Below are 24699 nucleotides of genomic sequence, written 5' to 3' on the forward strand. Positions count from 1 at the left end.
CATGGCTACATTAGAAAGTGTCAAGCAAGATTCCTTACTTAAAGCAAAAGAGTATGTCAATCAAGTATTTGAAACAGTGAAAAAGCGAAATCCAAATGAAAGCGAGTTCCATCAAGCAGTCAAAGAAATTTTTGACTCACTGGTACCTGTCTTTGCTAAACATCCAAAATACATGGATAATGCAATTCTTGAAAGAATCTCCGAACCGGAAAGAGTTATTACCTTTAGAGTGCCTTGGGTTGACGATCAAGGAAAAATTCAAGTAAATCGTGGTTTCCGCGTTCAATTCAATAGCAATATCGGACCTTACAAAGGTGGTCTAAGATTCCACCCATCCGTTAATGCAAGCATCATCAAATTTTTAGGCTTTGAACAAATCTTTAAAAATTCTTTAACTGGTCAACCGATTGGTGGAGGTAAAGGCGGATCAGACTTTGATCCAAAGGGAAAATCAGATATGGAAGTTATGCGATTTACTCAAAGCTTTATGACAGAGCTATGCAAGTACATCGGTCCTGACGTGGATGTTCCTGCAGGTGATATCGGAGTGGGTGCACGTGAAGTTGGCTATTTGTTTGGACAATATAAAAGAATTCGTGGTGGATATGAGGCTGGAGTACTAACTGGAAAAGGTCTTGGCTACGGTGGAAGCTTGGCAAGACCAGAAGCAACTGGTTATGGAACAGTATATTTCGTTAATGAAATGTTAAAAGATAACGGTCATAGCTTTGAAGGTAGTACAGTTGTTGTCTCAGGTTCAGGTAATGTTGCCATCTACGCAATTGAAAAAGCAACGCAATTTGGTGCGAAAGTGGTAGCATGTAGTGATTCAAACGGATATATTTATGACCCTAATGGAATTAACCTTGATACAGTAAAAAGATTAAAAGAAGTAGAAAGAAAAAGAATTTCCGAATATGTAAATGAAAATCCAAATGCAGAATACTACGAAGGCTGCTCAGGTATTTGGTCTATCCCTTGTGACATTGCTTTACCTTGTGCCACTCAAAATGAAATCGACAGTGAGTCTGCACAAATTTTAGTAGATAATGGGGTAAAAGCAGTTGGCGAAGGTGCTAACATGCCATCTACACTAGAAGCAATTGAAGTATTCTTAGACAACAAAGTACTTTTTGGGCCAGCAAAAGCAGCAAACGCTGGCGGAGTTGCTGTTTCTGCATTAGAAATGGCTCAAAACAGCGCAAGACTATCATGGTCTTTTGAAGAAGTAGATTCAAAATTACATGATATCATGGTAGATATTTACCACAATAGTTTAAAGGCTTCAGAAGAGTATGGTTGCCCGGGTAACCTAGTTGTAGGAGCTAATATTGCAGGATTCCTTAAGGTTGCAGATGCAATGCTAGCCCAAGGAGTCATCTAATAAAATGTAAAGGGTGTTCCAAATGAAACAAATTTGGAACACCCTTTTTCTTTATCAACTCTTATTTCACCTATTTCACGTTAACTCCGCGGTACTCCTCGCGTAATTGGTATTTGAGCACCTTCCCAGAAGCATTTCTTGGTAGCTGGTCAGTTTCATATATCACTCTAGGAATCTTGTACCCAGCTAATTGTTTTCGGCAAAATTGAAGTAATTCCTCATGGTTGACTTTCTTTCCTTGTTTTGGAACGATGATTGCAGCTACCGTTTCACCCCATACCTGATCTGGAACCCCGATAACCGCAGCATCTAGAATATCTGGATATTTATATAAGGTTTGTTCAACTTCGGTAGAATAAACATTTTCTCCACCTGAAATAATCATGTCCTTTTTCCTATCGACTAGGGTAATGAAACCTTCTTCATCAATGGTTGCTAGGTCACCGGTATAGAGCCATCCGTCTTTTAAAGCCTTTTTCGTTTCCTCAGGCTTTTTATAGTATTCTTTCATAATGGATTCACCTTTAATGATAAACTCCCCTACTTCACCTGGTCTTACATCCTCTCCATTATCATCCACAATTCTTGCATCGGTAAAATGGTTCGCTCTACCGGAGGCTCCAAGCTTATGCTGATGTTCTTCAGGTAAAAGAAATACGCCTCCAGGTCCTCCTTCAGTTAGACCACACATATTATAAAATTGATCGGTCCCGAATAATTCCATCGCTTGTTCTAATAAAGCAACATGCATCGGTGCTGCACCATAGCCACATCTCTTTACACTGGATAAGTCATATTGTTCCTTGTTTGGAACCTGAAGTAAAAAGTTGTACATGGTAGGAACACCGAAAAATAGGCTTATTTTATACTGTTCAATATCCTTCAAAGTTTGGACTGGGTGAAAATCCTGTCTGATGACTTGTGTACATCCTAGAAACGTTCCCGTAAGCAAAAATAGGTTCAGCTGGGCTGAATGGAACAATGGAGCAATATGGAGCAACTGATCCTCTGGCCCCATCTTCATCGTAACCATCGTCCCAAAACCAACATGTAAAATACGATGATGATCAAGTACTACACCTTTAGGTAGGCCGGTTGTTCCTGATGTATAGAGTATTTCGGCATCATCATCTTCCATAACGCCAATGTTAGGATCTTCTGTGGAAGAATGAAGAAATTCTGATTGAAGGATTTGGTGATCTTTTTTTATTGAACCTACAATGATTTTCTGCCTTAATAGGTGATTCCCTTCAGCCGCTTCACTAATAATTTCTGAAAGATCCTCATCAGCAAAAACAACAATCGAGTCGGAATCCTTTAATATATAGTTCACTTCATGTGCAGTAAGGCGAAAATTAATTGGAACAGCCACCCCGCCGGCTTTTAGTATTCCATAATAGATGAAGGCAAATTGATCGGAGTTTTTCATCATGATGGCGATTTTATCACCCTTTTTTACTCCATCTCTGATTAAACCATTCGCAATTCGATTTACTTCCTGATTAAAATCAGCATAAGTATGGGCTTTATCCTGATAAATGATGGCCGTCTTTTGTGAGTTATTCCTTGCATTCCTCTCTAAACCAGCGAAAAGATTCACATTATTCCCTCCCTCAAGGGTCAATTATTTATTTTTCAAATAAGGGGTATTGGTATCAAGTTATATTCATCTACTCTTTATAAACCCATATTTTTAGCAATGATAATCTTCATTACTTCATTAGATCCCGCATAAATGGTGCCTACTGCTGTATCCCGATAACGTCTTGCAATCTCGTATTCTTCCATATATCCATAACCACCATGAAGCTGCATACATTCTGCTGCAACCTTTTTGGCAAGGTCTGTCATCCACCATTTGGCCATCGATACTTCATTAACGATGTTTTTCTTTTCCATATGATCACAAATTAAGCGGTCAACGAAGGATTCTCCTATGGTAATATTCGTTGCTAATTCAGCAAGCTTAAACTGTGTATTTTGAAATTTACTAATTGGTTTTCCGAATGCTGTTCGCTGCTTGACATAATCCAGCGTGATTTCTAGCATTCTTTTTGAACTGGTGATGCTTCCAATGGCGAGCATCAGACGTTCCTGCTGAAGCTTTTTCATTAAGTAGTAAAAGCCCTTTCCTTCTTCCCCTAATAGATTATCCTGAGGAACTCTTGCATCCTCAAAGATTAGCTCAGAGGTATCATTCGCATGTTGTCCCATTTTACGGAGCTTTTTCCCTTTTTTAAACCCTGGGGTTCCTTCCTCGACGACAATGAGGCTAATGCCTTTATGAGCTGGTACGGCATGAGGATTCGTTTTACAAACAACGATTACAAAGTTGGAGGAATAACCATTGGTAATAAAGGTTTTTTCCCCATTAATAATATAGTGATCGCCTTCTTTTATGGCAGTTGTTTGTATATTGGCTAAATCAGAACCTGTTCCAGGCTCTGTCATGGCAATCGCAGAAATCATGTCACCACTAACCGCTTTTGGCAGCCAGCGATCCTTCTGTTCCTCTGAACCAAATTCATCAACGTAAGGAATAACAATATCATTATGAAGGCCGATTCCTATTCCCCCTCCTACCCGGTCGAACTCTTGCGCCATTACAACCGAATAGGCAAAGTCTGCATTGGAGCCACCGTATTTCTCATCAACCCATGGACAGAGAAATCCTTGCTCACCAGCAAGCTTCCAAAATGACTTTGGTACTTGCTTTGCTTCCTCCCATCCAGCAAAATAGGGAACCGCATTTTTATCGAGAAATTTCCGAAGAGATCTTCTAAAGATTTCATGTTCTTCCTTAAAATATGGCTTATTCATTTCATCCATCTCCTTGAACATTTTTTGGAAAGGTTTAAATTGTGAGTTTTAATAAGGTTTACATTTCAACATTTTCTTTTTTCTTTAGTGGGGTCTTTAATATTTTGCCGGTTGCTGTTTTTGGAAGCTCTTTGAGGAAATAAATTTTTCTTGGAATTTTATAATGGGCTAGATGCTGTTTACAATAATCGCTAATTTCTTCAGGAGTTCGTTCCTCCTTTGTCACGACATACGCTGCTACTTCCTCTCCGAAAACTGGATCTGATTCTCCAATGACAGCACATTCAACAACATCAGGATGTGAATACAATACTTCCTCCACTTCCCTTGGATACACATTGTAACCACCACGAATGATCATATCTTTTTTGCGATCGACAATATATAGGAACCCACGCTCATCTCGTCTTCCTAAATCTCCTGTATATATCCAGCCATTAACAATGGTATCCTTTGTCTCTTGTTCCTTCTTATAATATCCTTTCATGGCATTCGGCCCACGGAAGATAATTTCTCCAACTTCTCCAGTAGGGACTTCGTTTCCGTTAGGGTCTACTATTTTCAGCTCAATTCCCGGTAAAGGAAGTCCGACAGAACCATGTACCTTTTCACTATTCGGAGGGAAACAGCTAATCATTACTGTACTCTCTGTTTGTCCATACCCTTCTCCAATATCCACACCCATCAAGGTGTTAACTTTTTCTAATATTTCTAAAGGAAGGGAAGCACCTCCACAGCCTGCAATTCTTAGAGCTGAGAAATCCAATTCATGAATTTGTGGGAGACTTATAAACATGGTGTACATCGTAGGAACTCCTAAGAAAACAGTAATTTTCTCAGAATGCATCATTTGTAGCATCTTATCTGGAATAAATCGTTCCTCCAGATAAATCGTGCATCCTGTATAGACACATTGTAGTAAGCCTTGTAGTTTGGCATAGGCATGGAACAGAGGGAGAACAAGTAGAACCCGGTCTTCTTGAGTCAATTCTGTCATTTTAATACTTGCCTCTGTCATCCATTTCAAATTGCCATGGGTAATTAACGCACCCTTAGGTTTTCCTGTCGTTCCAGATGTATAGATAATTTGAGCATTGTCATCTTCATTTTTTGGTACTAGTTCAAATTCCGAAGTCTCACCATACACCTCATCCCATAGGATAAACTCTTCATCAGGAGCTATTGAAACGATGGTTTTCACTGTCCTTAATTCCTTATAACAGCCTTTAACCTCTTTATACCCTATTTCATCAATAATTAAGGAATCTGCTTCTGAGTCGTTTAAAATATAGGTAATTTCATTCGCTTTAAAAAGCGGATTAATAGGAACGACTGTTGCTCCTAGTGATAATAAGGAAAAATAGGCTATCATATATTCCGGTTTATTAGCCATCATGAGCCCAACATGCGATCCATTTTCAATTCCTAACTTTTTCAACCCTACTGTTTTATCCTTTACCCTTTGTGCCATTTGTTCATAGGTGATGGCCTGATTTTGAAAAATCACTGCCGGATGACTTCCAACCTTTTTAGCTGAATCTAATAACATTTGTGCTATGTTCACTCTCTTTTCCTCCTCTTTAAAAAACTAGAATATGGTTTAATAGCATTTCAATAGAATGAATGGTTTAGGAAAAAATAATGAATCTTCTATTAGTTCGACTCTATTAAAAATAAATGGGAATTACTTTGGAACTAAACCTATTTATCTATCAACACAATGTATGCGCTTCCAAAGTGTTCTATTCTTATATCTTATGAACAGTAGTATTCCAACATGTAAAAAAAAATCGCTTGTCTCATTCCCTCTATTGATATAGTTTCTCTTTTATTTCCTCAATTTGTTTTAGGTGGCGTTTCTCATGAAGTCCAATAAAAGAAATCCATTGATTTAAGTTAAGTGAACCAAATACTGGATGCGGTATCGCTCTCTCATTTAGTAGTGACTCATCCGCTCCACGAACAACTTCGGTAAAGTCTCTGCGTGACTGCGCTAGCTTTTCCTTTACATCTGAGAGAGTGATAAATTTAGAAGAAGGTTCAAGATAAGATGGAGCTTTTATTTTTTTCCTTCGATCGGTTGTGTACTGAATCGGTTTATCCTCAACCACCCATTTGATTTCTGATCTCAATTGTTCAGTGAACGCTTTTGTTACTACTCGCTCAAGTAAAAATAAATGAAGGAGAACTTGAGCAATCGTCCAGCCCCCTTCCTCTACTCTTTTATTAATCTGTTGGTCCGTTAATCCACCAATACTGTCAAAAATTTCTTCCCTAATTATTTGATTGTTGTTCATACTCATGTCTAGCTTCCTTTCTACCTGAAAATTTAACTCTTCATAGTTAATTATGATATTTCCTCTTCAAAAATGACTTCCTGTCTAAACTATTTATTTCAGGAATTTCCAAATGAGACCCTCCTCAAGATGGCCAATTATCTCAAGCCACAAAAAAACCACTTCCTTTGCAAACCAGGAAGTGGTTTCATCTTCATATTAAGAGGCATGACGATTTCTTGTATCCATTGGAACGGATTTTCTTACAAGGATTCTTGAAGCAGAAGGAACTAAAATGGCTAAAACGACTGAGCATAGAACAGCTGCTCCCAACCCTGTTCCTCCATTCACGATAAATGAATACCAAACTGGGTTCATTCCTTTCGGAGCGTATTGACCCCAATAAATGAATCCTGCGAGAAAATGCCAGAAATATCGTGCAAAACTACCAACAAATGTAGCCAAAACAACGTATAAAATCAGTTGCTTCTTATTGTTATGATTAATAGCCGCTTGTATTGGTTTATAAAATAACCCAGCAGCCCCTATAAAGGCAAATGCAATAAAATATTCAATGATTAATTGCAATGCTGAGAGTGGTTGGATATCTCCTATGACAATTTGTAATAATCCCCATAAAAATCCTGAAAGAAAACTGACCCTCACACCCCAACGGAATGCGATTACAAAAATCGGTACCATCGCAAGCGATACGGATACCGCTGGTGTTAATTTAATGGATGGTAGCAAGTCGAGAATGAGTGCAAATGCTGCGAAAAAAGAAGCTTCAATCATAGCAATCAAGCTCAATTTTTTCATAAAAAAATCTCCCCTTTGTGTATAAATACGAAACCTCAAGGGAGAACGATTTGCATACGAAATAAGCAAATGCAAACATTCACATCCACATCCCTGCGCTAGCATTATCTAACAGGTTCATAGGGTCTGAACAGATATCCTGCTCACTCTCAGCAACAAAGCTCCCCTTGTGGTAACGTTATTATGTTAATAGACTTATTATATATCAACGAATACTCATTTTAAAGGAAAAATTCAAATAAGTTCATTTTTTTACTCTTGGTTACTGCTCCCAACCTATTGGTTGTTGTAGGAAATCAATTGACTAAGTTACCAATTTTGAGTTAATTCTAAAAGTTTGTCAATCTCTATTATGTTAAAAGTTTCTTGAAAATCCTCATCTTTTAAGTCACTAGTCGTTTCTAACAGCTTATCAATATCCGTTACAATTAACTTCATTCCTAGGTGCCCCATTTCTTGAAACTAATTTTTTTCTCAATTTTATTAATCCAAGTATAGTATCTTTTTTAAGTTTCACTTATATCCTTCGTCTAATCATTTCAGGATATGTGGGTACATGGATAAAAATTTTTGGTTTCCTTTGGATTACATAACTATAGACGATGGTAATAGGACTAAAGTTTCGGTTTTTTCAAATGTTTTTGGTAAAAAATGATAAGGGCTTTTGAAAGATTGTTGGAGTAACTGCTTTTCATTTCTAGGTTAACGATTAGTGTGGTTTATTGAAATATCTATGTATATATTTTAAATTATTAATAGATGATCCAGTGTCCCTTGAATTTGAGATACCCTCGGACTAGTGTAACGTACTCAGAATCCGCTATATCCATAAAAACAATTAAATTCAAGCACCTAACAGACTGAGATTCCTTTAGGTGCCGAAAATTACAGGTAAATCACTTCAAATTGTTCAAATAACGGAAGGTGGGTCCGTTTAAATTTCAATTTCTAATGTATTTACCTAAATAGCGCATCCTTTGTCCGTAATGGAACTCCACTAAAATAAATAGCTCCACACTATTTTTCGCCTTAATATTCATATATAATATGCTTGAAGTAATTTTATTAGGAGGAGATTTGATGGCTAAATCTAATGCCAAGAAGTTAAGAGAAAAACTCGTACGTGAAGGTAAAAGGAATCCAGTGGATAATCGCAGTCCCTTTGTATTTGCAGACATGCGAACAAGAAAATCAAAAACGAAAAAGGATCGTCTATACGTTCAAAAACACAAGAACCATTTTTCTAATCAAGGAAATGATGGATCTTGTGTTTTTTTATAAGTTTTATAAGATTTTTCTCTCGTAAATTTGACCTTCGAACTGACCACGACACAACCATTTTCTCGTTGCTTGAATTAATTCCTTGAAATGTGGCCCATTCGAATAAATATGGTCTGCACCCTCAATTTCCTTACGCTTTACTGTACCAAGTCCCCTTTGCATTAATGACTGCTCATATGCTGCGCAGTAGGTGACAGGTATGTCATCATCTGCTGTACCGTGAATGAGCAATACATCGCCCTTAAATGCTTCGATTTCATTTATTGGTTTATATCTTTTTAATGTTTCAAAATATGGACTGGAAAAATAATACCCAAGATATTCTATCCTCTCTCGAGTTTCTAGCTGTTCTACCTTCTTTTTACTAATAATTTGCTCAATATCATTAAATGGCTGTCCAACTGCTGACCATAAAATTAAATTCTTAATCTGTTTTTCATTAATTGCGGTTAATACGGATGTTGCACCTCCTAAACTATGTCCTAGAAGGGTGATTTGTTCCTTATCAACAAAGGTAAGTCCCATAGCGAACTGAATTATCGCATGTGTCTGCTCAATTAGACCGGTCAAACCGATATCCCCATAATTACCTGAACTCTCCCCGCAGCCCGCATAATCAAAGCGGATAACGACATTTCCATCCTGAATAAGCTCCTGTGAAGCCTTAACAAACAAACGATTCATCCCAATTCTTGTTCCTATAAAGCCATGGCATATAATAATTAGTGGATAGGTATACTGCGGTTTAAAATTTTCTGGGTAGTCGATTGAACCAATTAGTTTTTCTTTTCTCCATTCAACACTAAAAGAACTTGTCATTCCTTTGTTCCCCCTTCATTCTTTTTTATCTCATAGTGATATACCTTTTCTAAATCATCCAGTGATAATTCAAATAAATGCAGATTTCCCTTTTTATACACCCCTGAGCGAAGGAGTTCATGAATAAGCTCATCTTTTCGTTGTGTTTCCTCCAACTTCCTTCATCCTCCTTAATTCCGATTAATCCTATATGTTTAATTATTTTATAGCGATAAAAAAACCCCTTCCTATCGCTTCCCGAGAACAATAAGAAGAGGTTCGTATGTATACACATTTTCTCGTCCTATCTCTCAAGCTATTGCTTGTTGGAATTGGCACAGTTCTCTTAATAAGTCCGCTGCCGAGGCTTCACAGGGCCAGATCCCTCCGCCTCTCTCGATAAGAAGTTATTATATTCAATTTATTATTGTTAAATGTAACGAAAAACCATTTCTTTGTCAATGATATTTGGAAAAAAAGAAGCAACTAAATGCTCCCTTTTTTCCTTGATGTTCATAGCATCCTTACCAACGGTGTGCTTTAGCATTACTTCGCAATAAAATAACATTCTGTGTTACTTGCGTTTCGCCATTCACCTGTGACTTAGCATGCTTTCTTCGTGTCCAAGTATGGTGAAAAAGCTCTGAATGCGGATCTAAATGATCTTTGTAGCTCATCTAATCACCTCTTAGTAGGATACTTGAAACTAATGAGACGAATTCACGAATAAATCGCCTCCCTATTAGAATGGGTTACAGAAAAGAAAACTTTACAAGCAAAGTTTTCCAAAATGAACTTAGGAGCTTTCACTTGTAAAAGATTAGGAATTTTCGTTATAGTAGGTAAGGAAGGATAATGGAAGGGATGACCATTTCATGCTAAAAAAAGGATTATTTATAATTTTTGTTCCCCTCCTACTTCTTACTGCCTGCACAAGCCAATCAAAGAATCACACAGTCGAATTAACCATATCTGCCGCTTCAAGCATGAAGGATGTCTTGACTAAAATACAAAGGAATTATGAAAAAGCAAATCCTGAAATCAAATTATATTTTAATTTTGGTGCATCTGGCGCATTACAACAGCAAATATCTCAGGGTGCAGAGGTGGATGTATTTTTATCTGCGGCCAAAAAGGAATTCAATCAGTTAGAAAAAGACGGAATTCTTGATTTTGATTATTCTTCAAATTTAGTTGGGAATAAGCTCGTGCTTGTACAACCAAAGAATTCTTCAAAGGCCAATTTAGATTTCAAAGATTTAGTCAATGGAAGTGTAGAAAAAATATCAATTGGTACACCAGAAAGCGTTCCTGCAGGTATGTATGCACAGGAATTATTGAATCGTTTAGGCATCTGGTCAAAGGTAAATAGTAAAATCATTTTTACAAAGGATGTCCGCCAAGTATTAACCTATGTGGAAACTGGAAATGTTGATGCTGGAATTGTTTATAGAACCGATGCCCTTGTTTCCAAAAAAGTGATTGTCACTTCCACTGCGGCTCCTGGAATGCACCAGCCAATTATTTATCCTGTTGGTGTACTAAAAGAATCAAAACAAAAAAAAGAAGCTATTGCCTTTTATGAATATTTAAAAAGTAAAGAGGCACAAGCAATTTTTGAAGAGTTCGGATTTCAAGTTTTTTGATACCAATAAATAATTTGTTATATTTAAATAATAAGCGAAGGGGTTTTTTTCAAATATTTCCCTTGAATATATGCTCTTTTTTCCTTATAATAGAATTACTTCGTTTAAAAGTGTCCCAGTAGCTCAGCAGGATAGAGCACGAACGAATCCGCTTCTCTGAATTTTCTTCAGCGTACGGATTGAGCCACTTCTTGAGTATGCTTTCTGAAATCCGGACGACTTTTTAAATGTGTGGAACACAAACAATTTTATATAATATCATGTCCCAGTAGCTCAGTAGGATAGAGCACGAACGAATCCGCTTCTTTGAATTTTCTTCAGCGTACGGATTGAGCCACTTCTTGAGTATGCTTTCTGAAATCCGGACGACTTTTTAAATGTGTGGAACACAAACAATTTTATATAATATCATGTCCCAGTAGCTCAGCAGGATAGAGCACGAACGAATAGGCTTCCCTGACTTTACTTCAGCGTACGGATTGAACCGCATCTTGAGTATGCTTTCTGAAATCCGGACGACTTTTTAAATGTGTGGAACACAAACAATTTTATATAATATCATGTCCCAGTAGCTCAGCAGGATAGAGCAACAGTTTCCTAAACTGTAGGTCGTAGGTTCGAATCCTATCTGGGACGTCAAAAAAGCCTTGAATTATCAAGGCTTTTTTATTTTTTTCGAAAGTGAATCTGTAGAGATTATCTTTAAAATGATCCATTTTATTGCAAGCGCCTGTCTTATCAGTGTTTTCACAAGGCTCGTTGAATAAGATGGACTACTTTAGAATGACCTTTAACGTATATTTTCATTGATTAAATCTTGGATTCTCTGGGTTTTCTGAATAGAGTTTGTCATAATCTCAATTGCTTCATTCCTCTTATTTTGCAAAGACTGCAATCTGATCATATCCATCTGTTGGCTATTTGACATAAGGTCCACTTTAGTTTTTATATGAGAAATGCATTTTTCTAATGTTTCTACATCTAATGATTCTAATTCTTTTTTATATTTGGGTTCTAACTCTTTCTTATTCTCAGATTCTAATAGTACTTCCTCACCTACAACACCTTTAATAAATAAAAGCAATGTTCCAATCATCTCTTTATGCTCTTCATTCTCTATTTTCTTTCCATCTCGAAGTCTATCTAATTCCGTTTGTGCTACTTTTATTAGTTGTGAATAGTTTTTTATTTGGTTCATCCTACTTTGTATACTGTTTACCTGTTCTGTCAATTGACTCTCTAATAAGTCAACTCGATTCATCTGAATCTCCATCATCATAGTCTCTATGTCTTTCCTACTCAAATCAGTATTCGTAACGCCACTGGCAATCATGCTAGCTATCATTTGCTGTTGCGAACTAGCATCCATATTTTCGAAAGCCTCAAGAGCACGCTTCATTTCCTCTTTATAACTGTCTCCATCTTCCGCATAACTATTTACATTTCCTTCGCCAAAAAAGATGGCTGAAGTGATGGCGATACTCAAACATCCTATCCCAATGGTCCGAACCCACTTACTCATTTTTCTTCATTCCTTTCAATTAGGCGAAATATAGCCTGGAAAGCCTGGACTCCTTAAATATTTGGCGGTTTGATTCCATTCGAATGAATCCTCGCTCTTCGTTTGAACCTCCCATATGTCATACTGAAAATACGTACGGTCCCCTTTTTCGTTAAGGAGAGTCCATCCTGTTACGCCTGCATATGCCGCTGACCCTTCTACCAAGTGATTCATTAACTCCACCGTACTAAACGGGTCATTCAGTTGACCAATGACTGTTGCCAACATAAGGGGAGTATCGTAAGCAAACATAGCATCGGGAAGGAAATCCCCTCCTTTATGTGACCCCAACTCAGCTTGAACCGAATGAAACAAATCTGATTCAGGAATACCAAAAGTCACGCCTGTCAATTTCACTTGAGAAGCGTTCTTTGCAATTTGCTTGTCTTCTAAAATGATTGGACTGAGTGTAACTGTATCTGTACCGAACCATCGGACTTCATTTATTGTTTTTTCTTCTTCACTAGCTAGAAAAATATCGGCTATTTCATCAAAGGAAACAAGGACAACCGCGATTCTTTCTTTTTCCATTTCCAAATTATTTACGGCCTTTGAAACTTCCCCCATGACATGATCCCAATCTGTTTCTTGTGGTTGATACTTGACGGGTTCAGAGACTATTCCTTGAAGCGATTTAAATTCCTTTGAAAGTAATTTAGTCAATTCACGACCATACACATCATCCCGTAAAATGGGTACAATCCCGTAAATCCCCTCGTATTCTAGTAAGCTAGCTAACGCTTTTGCTTGTTGAGTATCATCAGGAACCATTCGAAATACCCCATCCCCTACCATTCCTAAAGAAGGAGAGGTGCTGCTATAGCTGATGACAATTGCGCCATTATCTGTCGCCCAAGGTTGTAGCTTTTCTATTTCGGCACTCGATCCAGCAATAAAGATTTTATACCCTTCTTCCCATAATTGTTTTGCTTTTTCCAGAGCCATTTTAGGATCACTTTGACCATCTTCTACCTTTAAATCAAATTGCAGATTCAATCCTTCCTCTTTCCATTTTTCATTTGCGTCTTCTACACCTTTTTCTATTGCTTGTTTACGAATCTCCCCTTTAGATCCCAACTCACCGCTCATCGGCAATATGGCAGCCAATTTGATTATATTCGATTTGGTTTGATCTTCTTCATCGACACAACCTGTGTTAAGCATTAGAAACAACAATGATAGAATCCAAAGAGAAACGATAGAAAACCTTTTTCTCATCAACATCATCCTTTCTCTACATAGAGAGACCTTTCAAATTGGATTTGGAGAGGATCCTTCTGCACTTCCATTGTAAAGGTTTTTTTTGCTGTATGAACAAGTGATTTTTGAACATTGTTAGTATTTCGAATTATTGGAATTAATTCAGCAATACTAGTGTTTCTTTTAGCATTACAGCAACCCAATACTTTTTACAGGTTTCTTCCTTATTTTTGTTTTCCTAAATACATACATTCTCTGAAGTTAAAATTGCTGCAAATTAGCCGAAAAACTCAGTAAAACCATATTTACCATATTTATTTAATTTCTCTAGAATCAACAAAATTACCAAATAGCCCTAGTAAATCAACGTTTCGTTACGAAGTGGTTAAGGGAATACCTATTTTCGTATTTTTCCTAAACCTGTAGGTCGTAGGTTCGAATCCTATCTGGGACGTCAAAAGGCCCTTGCAACAGCAAGGGCTTTTTCCTATAACAATTTATTTCCTTTTTGGATGTGTGCTTGATTTTGTTTCTTCCTTATATCTGCAAACAATACTTAGAGTTTATTATCTTAGTGGGAGTAAATTCAATTACTTCATAATCAGCTATCTTTTTTTCAAAAAATGGATCTTCTCTTAAAATAACTTCTAGCTCTTCCCTAGTTACTCCTTCTGCTAAAATAATCCCTCCGTTCCTAGGAACTTTAGGTCCTGAAACTCGAAAAATTGATTTAGAAAAATACCTGTCCAAATACTCTAAATGTTCCTCTCGAACTTCATCTACCCTTTCAATTGGAACTAAATAATTTAAGTTAATGATATACACCTATTTCACCCCAGTTTTCTAATACAAAATAATCTATGAAGGCAGTCGTTCTACCGAGTATGAACCCTTTCAAACAAGTGAATTATATCAACAGTTCGGTAATTATCCTTCTAGAATATAATAATCTTATCCATGAACTGGAAGTAAAGGAATAACATATTTATTATTGAGGTGAAACAAAAGGTTATACCCACCTTAAAACAATCTCGCCAATATACAAATTTTAACCTACAAAACCTAGCATTCCTTCCTCACTCCGATACTTTTGCCCTCAATAACTCCACACTTATGGCAATAAAAACAAACCCCATCGCTTTATTAAGTAAAAATTCAATAGAGGAATTATTCCTAAGTTTTTTTGTAACGGTTGAAGAAAAAACAGCAACAAGGATATTCCAAAATCCACCTGTGCAACAAAAGGTTAATCCCAATAATAGAAATGGTATCGGACCTGACTGGCTGCCATCAATGAATTGTGGAATAAATGCTAGAAAAAATAAAGCAACCTTTGGATTCGTAATATTTGTAAGGAGGCCTTGAATAAATATTTTATTAAAAGTTGCAGTCTGTTCAGAAATAATAGTATTTTGATTTGACCTTTTGGCCATTAACATTTTTATACCTAAATATACAAGATAGGCGGCACCCATTATTTTCACGAGGGTAAATAGTAATAATGATTGTGTTAATATGATTGATAGGCCAAATGCTGCGAGTAACGTGTGTACCACGCTCCCTAAGGAAATTCCCAAAGCCGAATAGATCCCTGCTTTCTTTCCTTGAGATATGCTCCTACTCATAATATACATGGTATCTGTTCCCGGTGTAATATTTAGCAAAACTGCTGATAAAATAAAAACACCATAATTATCAATTCCAAACATGTATTAACTCCCCTTTTTTCTATTTTTTCATCTCTTTAAAATGTGATGAAAACAATTCCTATTTCTCAACCTTTAAAATTACGAAGGCTAAAATTTTACCATTGTAAAAAAATAAAGTTGCTCCGATAAAAGAATTATATGGGTTTTCTTTGTATTAATCTAATGAATGTTTCGAATGGTTTGCATGAGCAAATACTCATGAATGTGCTATAATCAAAGTATAATGATTTCTAAAGGAGAAAGCTTAATGACTTTTGTACAGCTTGAAGTTTTTTTGATGGTCTTAAAAACAAAAAATTTTACAAAAGCGGGTGAACGACTCAACATGAGTCAATCAGCTGTTAGTCATGCTATGTCTAGTTTAGAAGATGAGTTAGGAGTCAAGCTCATTGAACGGAACCGAAAAAACTTTATCATCACCGAAATTGGAGAAAAGATCTCTTTGATGGCTAAAGAAATCATCAAGCAACGGGAAAAAATGAATCAAGAAATTTCATATTCATTGGGACTGCAGGCTGGGAAGGTTCGCATAGGTTGTTTTTCAAGTGTTTCTTCAAAGTGGATTCCAACAATCTTTAGAACATTCAATGACCGGTTTCCTAATATTCAATTGCATTTAGTTGAAGGAACTTATGAGGAAATAAAAAAATCGATACTCGAAGGAGATATTGATCTTGGGTTTATTACTCTGCCAAACCATGAATTCGAGGTTATAAGCCTTAAGAAGGATGAAATGAAACTAATACTTCCATCCACTTTTGAATTAGAAAATGAAGAAAAGGTTAATCTAAACGAATTTCATGACATCCCTTTTATTTTGCCTAATGCTGGCTGTGAAAATCTTATTTTTTCAATATTTCAAGAACATAAGTTTCATCCAAAGATCCCTTTTGAAATCCGTGATACTAGTACGATTATAAAAATGGTAAAAGAGGAAATAGGCATTTCAATCCTCCCTGAATTATCTATCCCTGACCACATGGAAGGAGTCAAAATACTATCCATCAATCCTTATACATACCGTGAAATAGGACTAGCCGCACGCTCCCTGGAGTTATCCCCCTCATTAAGAGCATTCGTAGAGCATACAAAAGACTTGGTTACAAATAACTTACTTTAATTCTGATTTAGAATTGTTTTTGATAGATAACTCTTTGTTCTGGGAACTACCTTTATGTAGACAACCATATCTTCGGGAGTAATAATTAGCCACTGGATATTTTTCCATAGAAAAAAAGGGCATAAAGCCCTCCTAGAAAAGTTTGTATATGAAATAAATAACTCCTACCAGGAGCCAAATCAAAACCCCGGGTCATATCGGTGGAGGATATTTCTTAAGGGGTTTTTTATGATTTATTCCTCAAGACCCACTAGTACATTGTTTTCTTTTTTGTTTCTCCAAATGATCACCTCTTGAATGACAATATAATATTTTTTGGGGTTTTTTGGCTTTTTGAAAGAGATTTTTTCGTATGGTTTCCAGGCTTTGTCTTATGAGGGACAGCTCCTTCTCGATTCCTCGGGGTTTTGTCTTTCATTTGCATGGTGAAAGACAAGTATCTTCTTAAGTGACTATCCAGTTTTTCTTTCATAAGCACAAAAGACAGTTCCCCAAGTTCCTTCCACAGTTTTGTCCTTCATAACCCCATGGAAAGAGTTCACCTAATGATCTTTTCCGGTTGTCCTTCAAATACCTAATATTTGATATCCTAACAGTCCATTCAAACTCGAAGCAAGTGAAACTGTCCGCATCCAAACATATCCATATAGTCTATTTTTACTTGATGAAAATAGACTTTGTCTCTTTCATTTACTAAGAACTGGACCCCGTTTAGTTCAGTTATTTCATCATTTTCTAAAGCTGACTCTACCAGAGTCAGACGAAGCTGTGGGCCACCTCAGCCAATTCCCATGGAAAGACGAATTTGTGGTTTTTTTCCTTCGTTAATTAAGTCTTGAACTTCATTTGTAATCACAGATAAAGCAGCATGTGTAAACTTTACCATATTCCTTCCTCCCTGTTCATTTTTTCAAATCGTTGGGGACTAGCCTTTATTCTAAAAAATGCTAATATTAACAGTACCCCGCACGGTATATTTTTTAACAAAAATACAATCTCTATATCAGAGTTCCCATTATCAATAAATACAGATAACCTTTTGAAACATTTCCGGCACTATAAATTTACCCAAACTTCTAATTATTTAACGCCATCATAATACGATTTGGATCAAAACCAATAACCCATTGACCATTAACCTCAGTCTGAGGTACACCCATTTGTCCTGTTGTATTGACCAGTTTTTGCATCATTTCAGGATTTCTTTCAACATTGACTTCTTTAAAAGGTACATTTTGACTAGTTAAAAAATTTTTTAACATGACGCAATATGGACATTGTGTAGTTGTGTAAACTGTAATTGATTTCATACTCTTTCCCCTCCTTTTACTAACTTTTCATATATAAGCATTATACCCTATAGGGTATTGAATGTGAAGAAAAAAGTTCTCCTTTGCCCAAATCCAATCATATATTTATTAGTACATTAAATAAGGCTGTTCAACAAAAACTTATTGAACAGCCTCAGCTCTTATTCTTCATTTATTTTTACATCAAATATCTCAAGCTTATACCATGTGAATTTTCCTTGACCCAGCATCCAAGATATATCCATCTTAGTAGGAATTCTCATACCGTCAATTTGTGTTGTTTCTTTCAACTCCCCAATGCATTCTACTAGTTCCGCCTTTTCATCATTTTCCTTAAATCGAAAAGCACTAACCTTTTCTAAATCCCCATCTTCACTAAAATGAAATGAGGCTGAACCCGATACTCCTTTATAAGCCAGAGTAGCTTTTGAAGTGTATTCATCTATACCCTCCCATGTAATATAGGGGTTTAATGCTGCTGTTGGATACATCGGGAGTTCAAGTAGAAATCTCTGTAAAATAGATTGATTCGTTTTTTTGTTATTATGAACATTTACGACAGGTAAAAGTGATGCGATTTTTATAACCATCTCGCCTTTCCCGTTTATGTATAGATCTCTACCAGCGACGTTTACAAGAGGAGCCATCTTCATATTCACTCTCCACAAAAATGCTGGTTCGTTTGGGGTAACATATTGTTCCGCCTGGGCTTTATACCATCCCTTTTGCTCTGGTTTAAGCTTCATAATCCCCTTTTGTTTAAAATATAAGGAGTGAATAGGTTCTTTTCCAACGATTCCTGTTCGTTTTAACCATTTTTGAACTGGAGAAGGTAAGACGACAATCTTCTGCTCTGTGATCTTCTTTTCCTTGTTTCCTAAGCTTTTCGCTTTTAATATGAATAGATTTATCTCCCTTTTCGTTTTATTATGAAATAGCCAACCCCCGTAGCCAATAATAACTTCTAAGAGGATTATGATGTTGGGTATTGTACCGAACCTTGCATCCTCCCATGACAATATGATTAAAACCTGTGATAGAACGGTTGCAATCATTCCGGGTATCCACCAAGAAACTTTTTTTAATGAATAAAGAATTGCTGCCACTGAAAAAAGCAAAGCAGCCACTAACCATAAAATGCCTATGAAATGCGAAATATCATCCGTTAATTGGCTAATTTCTACTAAATTATATGACTTTAGAAATCCCATTAAATGAATGAGTCCGTGAATAATTATTAATACTAGAAACAAGATATTCAATTGTTTTTCCTCCTAGGAAAATATGTTCAACCTTATTCTAATATGCCTAATAAAACTAAAGTCGTTATATTATTACAATTTTAGAAACTTTATTATTAGAAAAAAGTTAAAAACTCAAAATGGATTCTTAGGGGAATAGGGAAGTTCAATTCACTTTTGATTTTTACCACTTACGCAATACTATTTTTACTATCACTAAAAAAAACTACAGAAAAAAATCCTCAAGATAGAGGATTTATTTTTTTGATTCATTTTTCCTTTTTAATAACTCGGCGAGAATATTCGGATATTGTTTATCCAACTTATAGGCAGTTAGTAAACATAAAAGGATGGCTGTCAATATTAACGGGACATATACGTTTAAAGCTAGAATCATAGATATAGCTGCATCTGTTTGTTCTGCTGCGCCACCTACATATTTACCGATTGCCAGTAGCCAGCCGATTAATGCGAGTCCAAGGCCCGTTCCTACCTTAATACCAAAACTGGCTCCGCTATTAATTAGGCCTTCTGTTCTAATCCCCGTTCTCCACTCCCCATATTCAATCGTATCATTAATCATTGAAAGAATGAACCCGAGTAAAGGCATTGCCCCAAAGCCAGTGATAACACTTCCAATTAAAAAGATTGATAAGCTCGAAGGATCGATTAATTTAACAAGCTGTCCGATAATAGCAATTACTCCCCCAACCAATGCCACATTACGTTTTCCCATTCTCTTTACTAGTGGCGCAACGAACAGAAGACCAATAATCATCGGAATGGTCAAGGCAAGTCCGATCAAGGAAAAATAATTCGTATTCCCGAGAATGTAGGTAGCATAATAGATTCCAGCTGACTGTACAACACTGATATCTGCGTAAAACACGATGCAGCTCAAGGTAATAATTACCCAATATTTATTTTGAAATAAGGCTTTAACCCCCTTATTTACTCCAATTTTTTCATCCTGTAGAATGGAGGCACTTGCCCTCTCTTTTGTACCACGAAAGGTAAGCAATAAGAAAATAATTGCAACTACACTCAAAACGCTTGCTATTAAGGTCCAACCAAACCTTTCTGCCAATGGTTGGGACAACGTAAAGACTAGCATGGTGCCAATCATATTAAAAAAACCAGAATAGATATTGGCTACCCCTCTACCATAATGATCCTGTGTCATCATTCCAAGAAGAGTTTTAAATGGAATGGAAAGTGCAGTAAAAACTAAATTAAAAATGATAAAGGTAATGTATAAATAAACAATTTTTCCGAGCATGCTTGTTTCGGGGACAGTAAATAGCAAAATGTTAGAAACACCTATAGGAATTGCCATCCAAAGAATCCAGGGCCTTGTCTTTCCATATTTCGTCCTTGTTCGATCCACTACAACCCCCATTCCCACATCAGCAAAACCGTCTAAAAATCGAACTAGCACCATAAGCGTCCCAACTATTCCTGCTGCTACGCCAACAACATCAGTGTAATAATAGGTTAAAAAAGTTCCAGTAAAAGTCCATATGCCGAATAGCCCTAATGCTCCAAGCCCATAAGAAAGCATCTCTTGGTGCCCTGGCCTTTTCACGCTAATTTCATCTGTCGTCTTCCCATCTTTCTCAACAATCATTTTTGACCTCCTTTGTTGTAAGCGTTTTCAATAATAGATGATACAAAAATAGGAATCCAATCAACCTCTTACATTAATACTTGGTCTAATGAATTCCCTTTTATATAGTAAATTCCATAACCAGCAAAATATTCTTTGTTTTTGTAAACAACCCGAAAATTAGAAACCCTATTTTAGAGGTAGGACTATATATTTCTTAAAAATCAAAGGAGGGCTATCGCAAAAATTGCGATAGCCCTCCTTATTCACTCCTCTGTTCCTCACAGACAAAATCAACAAACCTTTTATGAGAGGCAACAGGGACCTTTAATTAAATAGCTATTTCGGAATCTTGTTCTTCTGAATCCACTACATCAGAAACTGCTTCAAACTCCGTTGAGGATTCTGTTACTGTATTTTTGTCTGAGTTATTGACAATAAAAGATCCAACCATTTTTCTTAAATCATCTGCCATATGTGCCAATGAATTGGCAGATGCAGTAATTTCCTCCATAGAGGCAAGTTGTTCTTCAGCACCAGCAGCTACACTTTGTGACTTTTGTGCTGCATTTTCTGCATTAATGGATACTTCTGCCATACTAATAGCCATATTTTCTACACTTGAAGACATATGGGTAATGGAAGAAGAAACCTCTTCGACTTGCTTCGATACATCAAGGGCAGAGTTAAGAATTTTCTTAAATGAATCCCCTGTATGATTAACTAAGACCATACCAGTTTGTACTTCATCTGTACATTTCCCCATCGAAATAACGGCATTATTTGTATTTTCTTGGATATCTCGAATTAGATTAGTAATTTGTTCTGCTGATTTTCTAGATTCCTCAGCAAGCTTTCTTACTTCATCAGCAACGACAGCAAATCCTTTTCCATGTTCACCTGCACGTGCTGCCTCAATCGCAGCATTTAAGGCTAGTAAATTGGTTTGGTCAGAAATACCTGAAATAACACCAACAATTTTTTCAATTTCCTCTGATCGAGTACCAAGCTCTTTAATAACATCTGAAGAAAACATAACGGTTTCATTGATTGTTCCCATTTGCTCAATGGTTTTCGTAATAGCTTCATTTCCTTTTTCTGATTCAGAGCTTGTTACTTTAGAATGATCGGTTACGTTCGAAATAGAATCTGTTATACTTCCAATGCCAATCGCCACATCACCCATAGAAATGGATGCATTTTCAGCACCTTTTACAGAATTGTCTGCGCCAATCGCTAATTCTGAACTTGCTTCTGCAATATGCTCTGTTGCGCTACTTGTTTGCTCTGCGCTTGCTAGCAATTCTTCTGATGATGCAGCAACCATATCAGATGCTTCTCTCACCTTCATAATGACATCTTTAATATGAGCGAGCATTTCATTAAATGACCGTGAAAGACTACTTACTTCATCCTTTGATTGATAATTGCTTTGAACGGTTAAATCCCCACTCTCAGCCTTTTCCATTAATCCTTCAAGTTCTTTCATTGGTTTTACTATTGCCATAATAACAATCCAAGAAATAACTAAATAGAGAGCAATTGCAATTACGATTATAGAAATCTGAATGGTTAGAGAAAAATCGACTGCGTCTTTATTCTCTTTATTAACCTCCAGTGTTTTATCAGAACTTAGTTTTGTTAATTTAGTGAAGGTAGAATCTAATTCATTTGCAATAGGTTCAAGACTATCTAAGTAGGTTTGATATGCTTCTTCTTTTTTATTTTGACTAGCTAGATTAATGATATCATTGATTTTTTCATGATATTTTTGAGCAAGTTGGTCATGGGTTACTAATAACCCTTTTGCAGCAGAATCGCCTGTTTTGTAGGTTCCTCTTAAATCTTCATTTGCTTTCGTTCTAACATCAATATCAGTCAATAATTCATTTACTCTTTCCGGATTATCATTAATCATTAATTCTAATAAAGAGGATTGAATATGTTGCTGATTGGATTGCATTAAGGTAAGGGTTTGATTTGGGGCAATATTTTTATCATAGATATCTTCCAGGGATTGACCCATCTTGGTTATTTGTGAAAAACCTATCCCACCAATGGTCAGTAAGCTTAGTATGACAATGATAGAAAGTATTAGCATTTTTGATAGAATTTTTAAATTTTTGATCCACTTCATTGATGTATCTCCCCATTCTATTGCAAAATTGTACATTTTCCTGATGACTTACCATGAGCAAAGAATTTGTAAAAAGGAAGTCTATCATTTTTATAATAATAACTTTTTATTCAACTTTTCACAAGATAGGTTGTGAATAGTTTGCATTTCATTCACATAATTGTGAAAATAATACTCAAAAACATTGACAATACTTTATGTAATAATAATATTTTTGCTATATTTATATCATTTTTCTTTACCTATAAAAACCGTATTATTTACATTAATTGGTATAGTGATTACATTTTGGTTTTTAATTTTATAATGAATCATAAATAAGAAGCAGTTTCATTTTGAACTATTATTTTCTATGTCCAACCTAATACAAATTTTGATGCCTAATGCCGTATAGTTCTTTCATTTTTTGGAATGCTATCATCGATAAAATGTTTTAGGAGTGTGAACATATGAATAAGGCTTTAACTATATTGGTAGCCTCCTCTTTTTTACTTTTAACAGCTGGATGTGGGATGGATAACGACGGCCATAATGGCCATAATGGAGTTCAACCAGCAAGAGTGAACAACGTTGACCGGGATAACAATAATTTTGTTGAATTAAATGGACGAGACAACAATCAAAAAATGGACGTAGCAGATGAAATTGCTGATCGAGTTGCTGTTATGCAAGAAATTGACCATGCAAATGTGATTGTTTCAGGGAATACAGCTTATGTATCTGTTAGATTAAATTATCAATTAGATGATAAAGGCTCCCAAAACCAAAATAGTGGAACAAAAAGAGGTTCAGAGAACCCTACAGGAATAATTAATCAGAATGGAGATGGGAATTCTACCAGAACCCCTTCCATTACTCAGGATAATGAGGTCCCGAATACAAATAGGAATAGACACGCTGTAAACATCAATAATGGTTCTACTATTTCTTCTGATCTAGAAAGAAAAATATCAAAAAAGGTAAAAGCCTACGATAATCGTATTGAGAATGTTTATATAACAACTGATACAGGCTTTTATAATGATATGACCAATTATTCTAATCGAATTCGTAATGGAAACACAGACCAAACCCTTCTGGACGATTTCAACAATAATGTCCGTCGGGTATTTCCAAATTTGAATAATAGCCGTTGATTAGTTGGCATTAATATCAGGGATTAAGATGGCTGTAAGTAGGCATTCTCGGCAGATTTAATGAACGCTTGCAGCTATTTTTCTTACACCTCACCATTCCCCCACTTTAACCATCCGCTTACCTCCAATCCTCGCTCCCAAGTTCAGCAAACCATTTTGACAGAATATAATAGAAATGCTAATTTATAGATATTCCATGTTTTTGAATGAAGGGATCTATATGAATAAAGAGATTATTAAATTTTTAAGAGAAAGCTATAATATGACACAACGTGATTTTGCTAGAATTGTTAATTGTAGCTATGCCCTAATTGCCCTCGTGGAAATTGGCAAAAGAAATGTAACAAAAAATCTTGAAGGCAAAATAATCGATGCCTTTGATTTGGATGAACAACAGGTACAATCTATTGCATCCATTGTTGCTGAATTAAGCAAGAACGTACCGCCAATGTGTTAATATGCAACTTACAGCCTACCTATAATTCCTTCCAAGTCATGTAAAAGCTTTTTACAAGGCCAAAATATAAGGAGTAATGGCCACTGCTTCCGCTATCTTTAAAACCATGAAATCAAAGTTTTGTTTTTTCGACAGCTTACTGTCTCCGCTAATTCGAAAGCCACAAAATCAATTACTGTGTTGTACCCAAATATCCTA

General features: G+C 36.1%; 24 protein-coding genes, 1 tRNA gene, 1 pseudogene and 2 riboswitches. Of the genes and pseudogenes, 7 read left to right on the forward strand and 19 right to left on the reverse strand.

Translation table 11 applies throughout. The features are described from left to right. Position 1 precedes the first annotated feature (1 nt). Positions 2–1384: an NADP-specific glutamate dehydrogenase gene (gdhA, locus tag BQ6100_RS11420; protein WP_075981750.1), complete on the forward strand. Its 1383-nt coding sequence runs from the start codon at positions 2–4 to the stop codon at positions 1382–1384. 70 nt (positions 1385–1454) lie between these two features. On the opposite strand, the gene BQ6100_RS11425 is transcribed toward gdhA, so the two are convergent. The 6 genes from BQ6100_RS11425 to BQ6100_RS21845 all read right to left on the reverse strand — a co-directional run bounded on the left by BQ6100_RS11425 (position 1455) and on the right by BQ6100_RS21845 (position 7737). Then, the gene (locus tag BQ6100_RS11425) at positions 1455–2984 is read right to left on the reverse strand and encodes a class I adenylate-forming enzyme family protein (protein WP_075981751.1); all 1530 of its coding nucleotides are present in this window, start codon (positions 2982–2984) and stop codon (positions 1455–1457) included. 77 nt (positions 2985–3061) lie between these two features. Beyond that, complete coding sequence (locus BQ6100_RS11430) at positions 3062–4204, reverse strand: acyl-CoA dehydrogenase family protein (protein ID WP_075981752.1); 1143 nt, start codon at positions 4202–4204, stop codon at positions 3062–3064. Between the two features lie 58 nt (positions 4205–4262). Continuing rightward, positions 4263–5768 carry a class I adenylate-forming enzyme family protein gene (locus BQ6100_RS11435; protein ID WP_075981753.1) on the reverse strand — a complete coding sequence of 502 codons (1506 nt, stop codon included), beginning with the start codon at positions 5766–5768 and terminating at the stop codon, positions 4263–4265. A 244-nt stretch (positions 5769–6012) separates the two neighbouring features. Beyond that, positions 6013–6507 (reverse strand): DinB family protein, encoded by a 495-nt coding sequence (locus BQ6100_RS11440; RefSeq protein WP_084780353.1) that lies wholly within the window; start codon positions 6505–6507, stop codon positions 6013–6015. Between the two features lie 192 nt (positions 6508–6699). Beyond that, positions 6700–7299: an energy-coupled thiamine transporter ThiT gene (gene thiT, locus BQ6100_RS11445; RefSeq protein ID WP_075981754.1), complete on the reverse strand. Its 600-nt coding sequence runs from the start codon at positions 7297–7299 to the stop codon at positions 6700–6702. A gap of 73 nt (positions 7300–7372) precedes the next feature. Continuing rightward, a riboswitch (TPP riboswitch) is annotated at positions 7373–7477 on the reverse strand. A gap of 131 nt (positions 7478–7608) precedes the next feature. Beyond that, positions 7609–7737 (reverse strand): hypothetical protein, encoded by a 129-nt coding sequence (locus BQ6100_RS21845; RefSeq protein ID WP_261798577.1) that lies wholly within the window; start codon positions 7735–7737, stop codon positions 7609–7611. Between the two features lie 642 nt (positions 7738–8379). Here BQ6100_RS21845 and BQ6100_RS11450 point away from each other — a divergent pair. After that, on the forward strand, positions 8380–8580 hold the full coding sequence (locus tag BQ6100_RS11450; RefSeq protein WP_075981755.1) for a hypothetical protein: 201 nt from the start codon (positions 8380–8382) through the stop codon (positions 8578–8580). Positions 8581–8583: 3 nt separating this feature from the next. On the opposite strand, the gene BQ6100_RS11455 is transcribed toward BQ6100_RS11450, so the two are convergent. From BQ6100_RS11455 to BQ6100_RS11465, 4 genes are all read right to left on the reverse strand, one after another. Next, on the reverse strand, positions 8584–9399 hold the full coding sequence (locus BQ6100_RS11455) for an alpha/beta hydrolase (RefSeq protein WP_075981756.1): 816 nt from the start codon (positions 9397–9399) through the stop codon (positions 8584–8586). Then, positions 9396–9554 (reverse strand): Fur-regulated basic protein FbpA, encoded by a 159-nt coding sequence (locus tag BQ6100_RS11460; protein ID WP_075981757.1) that lies wholly within the window; start codon positions 9552–9554, stop codon positions 9396–9398. The genes BQ6100_RS11455 and BQ6100_RS11460 overlap by 4 nt, the downstream gene beginning before the upstream one ends. A gap of 125 nt (positions 9555–9679) precedes the next feature. Continuing rightward, positions 9680–9784, reverse strand: a riboswitch (SAM riboswitch). 24 nt (positions 9785–9808) lie between these two features. Then, on the reverse strand, positions 9809–9946 hold the full coding sequence (locus tag BQ6100_RS21470) for a hypothetical protein (protein ID WP_173719792.1): 138 nt from the start codon (positions 9944–9946) through the stop codon (positions 9809–9811). After that, positions 9903–10055 (reverse strand): YpzG family protein, encoded by a 153-nt coding sequence (locus BQ6100_RS11465; protein ID WP_075981758.1) that lies wholly within the window; start codon positions 10053–10055, stop codon positions 9903–9905. Before BQ6100_RS11465 ends, BQ6100_RS21470 begins: the two co-directional genes overlap by 44 nt. A 198-nt stretch (positions 10056–10253) precedes the next feature. On the opposite strand from BQ6100_RS11465, the gene modA reads away from it, so the two are divergent. Continuing rightward, positions 10254–11024, forward strand: a complete 771-nt coding sequence (gene modA / locus BQ6100_RS11470) for a molybdate ABC transporter substrate-binding protein (protein WP_075981759.1) — start codon at positions 10254–10256, stop codon at positions 11022–11024. A gap of 562 nt (positions 11025–11586) precedes the next feature. Beyond that, positions 11587–11660 (forward strand) — tRNA-Arg (locus BQ6100_RS11475). Between the two features lie 154 nt (positions 11661–11814). Here the strand turns inward: BQ6100_RS11475 and BQ6100_RS11480 are convergent. The 4 genes from BQ6100_RS11480 to BQ6100_RS11500 form a co-directional block, all read right to left on the reverse strand. After that, positions 11815–12546 (reverse strand): hypothetical protein, encoded by a 732-nt coding sequence (locus tag BQ6100_RS11480; RefSeq protein ID WP_075981760.1) that lies wholly within the window; start codon positions 12544–12546, stop codon positions 11815–11817. Between the two features lie 15 nt (positions 12547–12561). Further along, positions 12562–13803 (reverse strand): ABC transporter substrate-binding protein, encoded by a 1242-nt coding sequence (locus tag BQ6100_RS11485; RefSeq protein ID WP_075981761.1) that lies wholly within the window; start codon positions 13801–13803, stop codon positions 12562–12564. Between the two features lie 519 nt (positions 13804–14322). Beyond that, complete coding sequence (locus BQ6100_RS11495) at positions 14323–14610, reverse strand: YciI family protein (RefSeq protein WP_075981763.1); 288 nt, start codon at positions 14608–14610, stop codon at positions 14323–14325. A 251-nt stretch (positions 14611–14861) separates the two neighbouring features. Continuing rightward, complete coding sequence (locus tag BQ6100_RS11500; protein WP_075981764.1) at positions 14862–15494, reverse strand: LysE family translocator; 633 nt, start codon at positions 15492–15494, stop codon at positions 14862–14864. Between the two features lie 247 nt (positions 15495–15741). On the opposite strand from BQ6100_RS11500, the gene BQ6100_RS11505 reads away from it, so the two are divergent. Further along, entirely contained in the window at positions 15742–16614 is an 873-nt protein-coding gene (locus tag BQ6100_RS11505; protein WP_075981765.1) for a LysR family transcriptional regulator, read from the forward strand. A gap of 1076 nt (positions 16615–17690) precedes the next feature. Here the strand turns inward: BQ6100_RS11505 and BQ6100_RS11515 are convergent. From BQ6100_RS11515 to BQ6100_RS22005, 5 genes and pseudogenes are all read right to left on the reverse strand, one after another. Next, positions 17691–17924: a glutaredoxin family protein gene (locus BQ6100_RS11515; protein WP_075981767.1), complete on the reverse strand. Its 234-nt coding sequence runs from the start codon at positions 17922–17924 to the stop codon at positions 17691–17693. A 161-nt stretch (positions 17925–18085) separates the two neighbouring features. Then, positions 18086–19186: a DUF6920 family protein gene (locus BQ6100_RS11520; RefSeq protein ID WP_235816517.1), complete on the reverse strand. Its 1101-nt coding sequence runs from the start codon at positions 19184–19186 to the stop codon at positions 18086–18088. A gap of 235 nt (positions 19187–19421) precedes the next feature. Beyond that, positions 19422–20792 (reverse strand): MFS transporter, encoded by a 1371-nt coding sequence (locus tag BQ6100_RS11525; RefSeq protein WP_075981768.1) that lies wholly within the window; start codon positions 20790–20792, stop codon positions 19422–19424. Between the two features lie 310 nt (positions 20793–21102). Further along, positions 21103–22149 (reverse strand): methyl-accepting chemotaxis protein, encoded by a 1047-nt coding sequence (locus tag BQ6100_RS22000; protein WP_390622438.1) that lies wholly within the window; start codon positions 22147–22149, stop codon positions 21103–21105. After that, positions 22144–22944 (reverse strand): annotated as a pseudogene (locus BQ6100_RS22005) (MCP four helix bundle domain-containing protein); the annotation flags it as partial. The gene BQ6100_RS22000 and the pseudogene BQ6100_RS22005, both read right to left, overlap by 6 nt. 413 nt (positions 22945–23357) lie before the next feature. Here BQ6100_RS22005 and BQ6100_RS11535 point away from each other — a divergent pair. Both BQ6100_RS11535 and BQ6100_RS11540 read left to right on the forward strand, forming a co-directional pair. After that, positions 23358–24044, forward strand: a complete 687-nt coding sequence (locus BQ6100_RS11535; RefSeq protein WP_075981770.1) for a YhcN/YlaJ family sporulation lipoprotein — start codon at positions 23358–23360, stop codon at positions 24042–24044. A gap of 220 nt (positions 24045–24264) precedes the next feature. Next, positions 24265–24501 carry a helix-turn-helix domain-containing protein gene (locus BQ6100_RS11540; RefSeq protein WP_075981771.1) on the forward strand — a complete coding sequence of 79 codons (237 nt, stop codon included), beginning with the start codon at positions 24265–24267 and terminating at the stop codon, positions 24499–24501. Positions 24502–24699 lie beyond the last annotated feature (198 nt).

The organism is Bacillus massilinigeriensis, assembly GCF_900117315.1.
GTDB lineage: Bacteria > Bacillota > Bacilli > Bacillales > Cytobacillaceae > Bacillus_BE > Bacillus_BE massilionigeriensis.

What these genes read in the sequence shown, in the direction of transcription:
- gdhA (WP_075981750.1), top strand. Translation starts at nt 2, where the DNA reads ATGGCTACATTAGAAAGTGTCAAGCAAGATTCCTTACTTAAAGCAAAA.
- BQ6100_RS11430 (WP_075981752.1), bottom strand. Translation starts at nt 4,204, where the DNA reads ATGAATAAGCCATATTTTAAGGAAGAACATGAAATCTTTAGAAGATCT.
- BQ6100_RS11440 (WP_084780353.1), bottom strand. Translation starts at nt 6,507, where the DNA reads ATGAGTATGAACAACAATCAAATAATTAGGGAAGAAATTTTTGACAGT.
- thiT (WP_075981754.1), bottom strand. Translation starts at nt 7,299, where the DNA reads ATGAAAAAATTGAGCTTGATTGCTATGATTGAAGCTTCTTTTTTCGCA.
- BQ6100_RS21845 (WP_261798577.1), bottom strand. Translation starts at nt 7,737, where the DNA reads ATGAAGTTAATTGTAACGGATATTGATAAGCTGTTAGAAACGACTAGT.
- BQ6100_RS11450 (WP_075981755.1), top strand. Translation starts at nt 8,380, where the DNA reads ATGGCTAAATCTAATGCCAAGAAGTTAAGAGAAAAACTCGTACGTGAA.
- BQ6100_RS11455 (WP_075981756.1), bottom strand. Translation starts at nt 9,399, where the DNA reads ATGACAAGTTCTTTTAGTGTTGAATGGAGAAAAGAAAAACTAATTGGT.
- BQ6100_RS21470 (WP_173719792.1), bottom strand. Translation starts at nt 9,946, where the DNA reads ATGTTATTTTATTGCGAAGTAATGCTAAAGCACACCGTTGGTAAGGAT.
- BQ6100_RS11465 (WP_075981758.1), bottom strand. Translation starts at nt 10,055, where the DNA reads ATGAGCTACAAAGATCATTTAGATCCGCATTCAGAGCTTTTTCACCAT.
- modA (WP_075981759.1), top strand. Translation starts at nt 10,254, where the DNA reads ATGCTAAAAAAAGGATTATTTATAATTTTTGTTCCCCTCCTACTTCTT.
- BQ6100_RS11480 (WP_075981760.1), bottom strand. Translation starts at nt 12,546, where the DNA reads ATGAGTAAGTGGGTTCGGACCATTGGGATAGGATGTTTGAGTATCGCC.
- BQ6100_RS11485 (WP_075981761.1), bottom strand. Translation starts at nt 13,803, where the DNA reads ATGAGAAAAAGGTTTTCTATCGTTTCTCTTTGGATTCTATCATTGTTG.
- BQ6100_RS11500 (WP_075981764.1), bottom strand. Translation starts at nt 15,494, where the DNA reads ATGTTTGGAATTGATAATTATGGTGTTTTTATTTTATCAGCAGTTTTG.
- BQ6100_RS11505 (WP_075981765.1), top strand. Translation starts at nt 15,742, where the DNA reads ATGACTTTTGTACAGCTTGAAGTTTTTTTGATGGTCTTAAAAACAAAA.
- BQ6100_RS11515 (WP_075981767.1), bottom strand. Translation starts at nt 17,924, where the DNA reads ATGAAATCAATTACAGTTTACACAACTACACAATGTCCATATTGCGTC.
- BQ6100_RS11525 (WP_075981768.1), bottom strand. Translation starts at nt 20,792, where the DNA reads ATGATTGTTGAGAAAGATGGGAAGACGACAGATGAAATTAGCGTGAAA.
- BQ6100_RS22000 (WP_390622438.1), bottom strand. Translation starts at nt 22,149, where the DNA reads ATGCTCGCTCATATTAAAGATGTCATTATGAAGGTGAGAGAAGCATCT.
- BQ6100_RS11535 (WP_075981770.1), top strand. Translation starts at nt 23,358, where the DNA reads ATGAATAAGGCTTTAACTATATTGGTAGCCTCCTCTTTTTTACTTTTA.
- BQ6100_RS11540 (WP_075981771.1), top strand. Translation starts at nt 24,265, where the DNA reads ATGAATAAAGAGATTATTAAATTTTTAAGAGAAAGCTATAATATGACA.